The following is a 5,814-nucleotide window of genomic DNA, read 5'->3' as shown; positions in this document are numbered from 1 at the left end:
TATTAATTTTATTTTCGTTTAATTCCCAATTATTAATAAAACTATTTGTATCGGCTTTGAGTTTAAAATTGCGATCGAAACTTAATTGAGTTGTTTTATCTTGATTTACCGTAGTTTCGGAAGGATTTTTTTCTCCAGATTCCAGAACTTCGGGAAAAGCAACATTCGGTATATCTTTAAGTTTTAAAAAATCTGATTCGTTGATTTTTATTGAATTTTGTGGCGCTATTTCTTGGGCAATCAGTCTATCAAACTTTAATTCACTAACCTTATTTGCTATTAACGAGGATTCTCCATGAGATGTAGTTAAGTTTGGAGTTTTATCTTCTTGTGCAGAAGCAGAAGAAAAACCTCCAAAGCACAACAAGAAGAGGATTTGCCCCCAACATCCCCATTTAAAAATCCTTTTTGTAAAAATTTTCCAAAACATTTTTTACCTAATCTAAAACTGGAGGTGTGAAGTTAACTTGCAAGTTAAATGAAGTTTCCGTATTCGTTAGGTTGGAACTTATCCCCGTCGCTTGTTGACTAGATGGAAAAACGACATTAATTGTAGAAACAGTGACAGTACCACCACCTAAAGGTGGCGTTGGTTGTGGAATAGCAATATTTGTGCTACCTACTCCAGTGCTTCCTTTATCGTTGAGAAAACTAGGTTCTGTATTATCTTCGTTTCCCGTGACGGAAAAAGTAAGCGGTTTTAAATCTAAAATACTAGGAATATTAGTCAAAATATTATTGCCATCATAGTTAGCAAAAAGAGGAAGACCTTTATCATTGAAGGATACATTTACCGTTGGAATAACTGGAGTGGGAGAATTGATTAAGGAAGTTGAAGGAATATTATTCGTTGTGGTTACGTTTACCGTTGGAATGACAGGTTGTGATATAAGACTGGTAGAAGGAATATTATTAGTAGTTGTTACATTTACCGTAGGAGTAACCGCAGTGGGAATAACGGGTTGAGATTGAAGACTGGTAGAGGGAATATTATTGGTAGTTGTTATATTTACCGTAGGAGTGACAGGTTGGGATATAAGACTGGTAGAAGGAATATTATTAGTGGTTGTTACCTTTACCGTTGGAATTGCTACATTTGGGGTTGTTACAGGAATAACAGGAGAAGAAATATTGGAAATGGAAATTTGGGGAATTGACTGGGCGATTACACGATTATTAACAGCAAAAATTTGTGAAGAAATAACTAAGATAGTTAATACTGAAATTTTGGAGTTGATTTTATTGATAGTTGTCATTTGATTAACCTCATTTTTAATTGATTTATTTAGTAACTATGTTGTCAGTTATTTGGATTGTAAACAGCAATTAAATTTAACTGACTGCTTACTTGGTTTAAATTAGTCATGGGAACTAATTCCTGTACATAGGGGCGGTAACTGTAAATCTGATAACCTTTTGATTTGAGGTATTCAGTTACGTCACCATTGCTACGATGAACTCCACCAATATTTTCATAGATGATATTGGGTTTAAATTGTGTTAATAAAGTTTCTGCTCCTTGTAAAACTTTTATTTCATGTCCCTCGGCATCAATTTTGAGCCAGTCAACTCTAGTTAAGTTTTCCGTTTCCATTAAACTATCAAGGGTTAAACATTCAATGGTTACAGTTTGAGCAGAATCAGAACTAGGTGAATTATCGCTGATAACTTCATTTAATTCACTGGCATTATGGAGGGATAGTTTGGCAGAACCACAATAATCACTCGCTGCGGCTTCGTAAATCTTCACCCAAGGGAGTTTATTGATACGGCTTGTTTCTTGCAAACAGCTTACACAATTCTTAAAGGGTCCGATCGAAATTACTTTTCCTGTTTCTCCAACTCTTTGAGCGGCACTGAAGGTATAAACTCCCACATTCGCCCCTACATCAATGACAGTCATACCAAGACGGATTTGAGTGCGCCATAATTCCATTTCTGCTTCAAACCAATCTCCTTGGGCGAGTAAAACGGCAGTGGTAATACTTTTTAAGTTAGCCTCTACCGTGAGAATTAGATTGTCATAAAGCAAATAAGTAAAGGGCGTTTCTGGTTTAACTTGAGTCCAAATCCATTGTCCAACATCGGGAGAGTTGGGGTTAAAATAAGTTAGCCCTTCTTGACGCCAATATTCTGTGGTTTCTGCGTCTGGTAAGCTACGATAAGCCAAATAAAGAGCGTGAATTAGGGGAGCATAATTAGGCATTAATTTTTGAGCTTGTTCAAGAAAGAGAATACCATCAGGTTGTTGGCAATGAATTTTAACTATCCCTTTTAACCAATCAAGGATAGGAAAATTGATCAGCTTTTCAGAAGCTAAGGTTAGTGCATTCTGTCCTTTATCATTATAAAAAATCAAAGAGGATTGATACAGTGCTTCTATACAAAGTTGGAATACTTGCTCGTCTGCATTTTCTGTCGCTAAAAGTCTCTCTAAATTACCCCGTTGACGGAATAATGAACGGGAGATGGGAGGTAAATAAATCAATCCTTTACCGAATGAATCTTTGATGGGGGATTTTTTTAACTCCGTTAAAACGGCATTGGCTAAGTTATAGCCTTGTTGACACTCTCCCATCAAACTATAAATCAAGGCTAAATGAGTGGCACATAAGGGATAGTCTTTAGCTTTTTCTAAAACTGTTACGGCATTGGTAAGTAATTGTTTGCGAAAAGATAAGTCTTGAGTTTCTTCGGCTTCAATGAGACAAATAACCGCAATATTATTGTAATCCTCTAAACTATAGGGTTGATCCCAATTACAGCTATAAGCAAAACTTAAAAGCTCTTTAACTATTTGAGGGTTAACTTGTGGACAAAGTTTTTGAACATATTGAGCATAATAATTAAGAGTCGGTTCTTCACTGCTTAGACTATTTAGCTTTTCTATAACTGATATCGGAACATTAGAGAGGTGGTTCAATAGTTTTTCTCGAACAATGTTCGCCATTTTGTTCCAGGAAAATTTTTGTGCTTGTACCAATCCTTTTTGAATCAGTGATCGTCTAACACGAGGTTTTTGTACTTCATAAAGCGCATCCGCCATGCCTTCAATATCATCATCTCCCACATACAATGCAGCCTCACCCGCCACTTCGGGAATAGACCCATTGCGCGTTGTAATCACCGGACAACCACAGGCCATCGCCTCCACGATCGGCATTCCAAATCCTTCGTATTTTGAAGGATAGATCAAGGCGATCGCCGCAGAATAGGCAATGCGTAGCTCATCATCGGTTAAGTATAAATTATGAACAACACATCCAGAAGTATATTGTCTCCACTCACCAGGTAACTGAATTCCCAACCCCGTGCAGACAATATCAAAATTATGACGATTGGCAAGCTCTTGACAAGCTTTGAAGAATAGTATTCCATTTTTAGGTCCAAGTAAATTCCCTAACAAGAAATAGGGCTTGTGAATGCCATATTTAAACTTAAAATTATCTTTTTCGGTCTGAGACGCAGGGGAAAAGAACGACGCAACTCCACAATGGGCAACAGTAATAGATTCCCGATCGATTCCCGTAAACAAGCGACTTAAATCATCAGCAGTATTTCCTGAAATAGAAATATAACCACAAGCGTGCCGAATGGCGTGATGTTTTTCTCGCCACATGGGAGTATCTAGGCTCACTCCTATCACTTCTGGAATCATGTCATAAGCCATGAAAATCGATGGGGTTTCCAGAGGAGTTGTATAATAAGTCGATATAAATAAATCGGCATTTTCCTGATTACAGACCTCTTGCAACATTTGTTTATCTGCTTCCGTATTGCCGTAATCGTATAATGGGATAGCACGATAGCGAATGCCCTCTATTTTTGGAGCGCTGTTGCCGCCCCGATCAAGCACAAGAATATGCTTGGCAAAATCTGTTTTAGACCATTCTTTCAGCAATGACCGCCAAACTCTTGCAATTCCAGTTGAGTACATCTGAAAGAAAACGCCATCGATCACAATAACAGGGGGATGATGCAGAACTTCTAGTTGAGACTGATTCTGTTCTAAGAAAGTACCCTCGATACGGGGACTTGAATCAGGATTCAGAACTTCGGACTGAGGTTGAGGATGTCCTAAAATAGAACCAACTATTCTCTGATAATCAAATGATAAAAGAGAACTTTTATTAGGAATGCCTATATCTCTGCTTAGAAGTTTCTGAAATATATCTTCTGGAAAAATTTGATCTGTCAATAAGTGTAGTGATGAACCATCAGTATAAAAATTCAAATTATATTTCTGAGCAATTACAGTCAAAGATTGTTTTGTGAAAATAGAAATATGCTGCCCTTCATGAGGGGTGTAATACCACCACTCTGATGGTTTAGGGTTATTTTCTGGAAGCAGTTGAGTGCTGAACAAAACATTAGGGGAAATTTTCAGGATTTTTTCTATTTCCTGAACTGGATTGACAAAATGCTCAAATAACTCAAAAGCAGTTGTGAGCAAAATTTTATTATGTTTCGCCGAGTTAAATTCAAATTCTTGAGCAAAAAGATTTTGACAATATTTATCTTCCCAATAAAAGTTGAAACCCTTGTCTCTCATTAACCTCACGAATAACCCATAGCCACCCCCATAGTCTAAAAAGCTTGCATTGTGATCAAAAAAGTTAAATAATAGCTTAGATGTAATCTCAGCCATGGCAATATTTCGATATACAAGACCAACATCACTGGATGCAATGACTTTGGAATAGGCTTCTTCTAGCCAATAGGGTTCTTCTGTTTGAATGAATTTACAATTTGAACATTGAAAGTAAGTAACATCATATTTTTGTAAAATATCAGCATTTGCAAAATGGTAAGAGTGTGACCCACATATCTTGCATTTGTTTTGCGCTTTTTCTGAACTTGACAGATCAACTTTACTAAATTGTGTAGATTCGGTAAATCGATCGGCTTCAATATTTCGTTCAAGAACAGTTGGATGTGAAAGCGGAAAAACGATCGCAGTTGTTTTCATATTAGCCAAGGGACTATCCTTCATCGTCGTATGCGTCCCTGAACCAAAGCCAATATTGGATACTAGATTAACATTGGGTAAAATGGTTAACCCATCATGACACCACAGAGTAAATAGCCAAATATAGTCCCAAGTATTAAAGCCGTCATAAACGTATTGGAAAATAGCGCTCCAAAAAGTTGCCGCTTGTTCATTGCCCAAGAAACGATCTAACCATTTCTGATCTCTCAATTCCGGCCAAGCTGGCATTGCCTCATCAAACAGTGACCACGAGCGCTTCCAGGTTGCCCAGCCCCAGATGTGTCCGTAGCGAGAGAAGTAGTAACTATACTCGGTTTGATTACGTCCAAATTGGAAATTATTACCCGAAATCATTATAATCCGAGTGTCGTTACGATATTTGTCTAAGAGTTCTTGACAAAATCTAAAAAAAGTAGGATGGGGTAAACAATCATCTTCCAAAATAATCGCTTCTTCCACCTGTTCAAACACCCAATTTAAGCCCGTAATAACCCGTTTCCGACAGCCCAGGTTAACTTCTGAATAATTCTTTAGAACTTCACAGTCCCAATCTACTTGCTCAACGATCGCTCTGGCGGCTTGGCAATTTTCCACATCGTCAGGATGATCGCTTCTGGGTCCGTCTGCAATCACTAATAATTTTGGTGGTTTGGCTTGCCGAATGGCTTCAAAAACCCTGGCGGTTGTGTCAGGACGATTGAAGATCATCAAGGTAACGGGAGTTGTTAGTACGCACTCTTGATTCTGTCTAGGTGCAGTAATTTGAAAACAAGACTTCCCTAAACAAGATTGCTTTTCACTAGGTAAAGATTGAGTTTCTAAAA

Annotated in this window: 3 protein-coding genes; all 3 read right to left on the bottom strand. The window is 37.7% G+C overall.

The window, feature by feature from the left end; genetic code table 11:
• On the bottom strand, window positions 1-430 hold a 430-nt coding region (locus ACN4EE_RS21755; RefSeq protein ID WP_431708609.1), incomplete at its 3' end, for a hypothetical protein.
• A 7-nt stretch (window positions 431-437) separates the two neighbouring features.
• The gene (locus ACN4EE_RS21750) at window positions 438-1,256 is read right to left on the bottom strand and encodes a hypothetical protein (RefSeq protein ID WP_431708608.1); all 819 of its coding nucleotides are present in this window, start codon (window positions 1,254-1,256) and stop codon (window positions 438-440) included.
• Window positions 1,257-1,300: 44 nt separating this feature from the next.
• Window positions 1,301-5,218 carry an FkbM family methyltransferase gene (locus ACN4EE_RS21745; protein ID WP_431708607.1) on the bottom strand — a complete coding sequence of 1,306 codons (3,918 nt, stop codon included), beginning with the start codon at window positions 5,216-5,218 and terminating at the stop codon, window positions 1,301-1,303.
• Window positions 5,219-5,814 lie beyond the last annotated feature (596 nt).

It is taken from the genome of Geminocystis sp. CENA526 (assembly GCF_050753365.1).
In the GTDB taxonomy this organism is placed as follows: Bacteria; Cyanobacteriota; Cyanobacteriia; order Cyanobacteriales; family Cyanobacteriaceae; genus Geminocystis.
This window is presented reverse-complemented; position numbering and strand designations above follow the sequence as displayed.

What these genes read in the sequence shown, in the direction of transcription:
- ACN4EE_RS21750 (WP_431708608.1), bottom strand. Translation starts at nt 1,256, where the DNA reads ATGACAACTATCAATAAAATCAACTCCAAAATTTCAGTATTAACTATC.
- ACN4EE_RS21745 (WP_431708607.1), bottom strand. Translation starts at nt 5,218, where the DNA reads ATGCCAGCTTGGCCGGAATTGAGAGATCAGAAATGGTTAGATCGTTTC.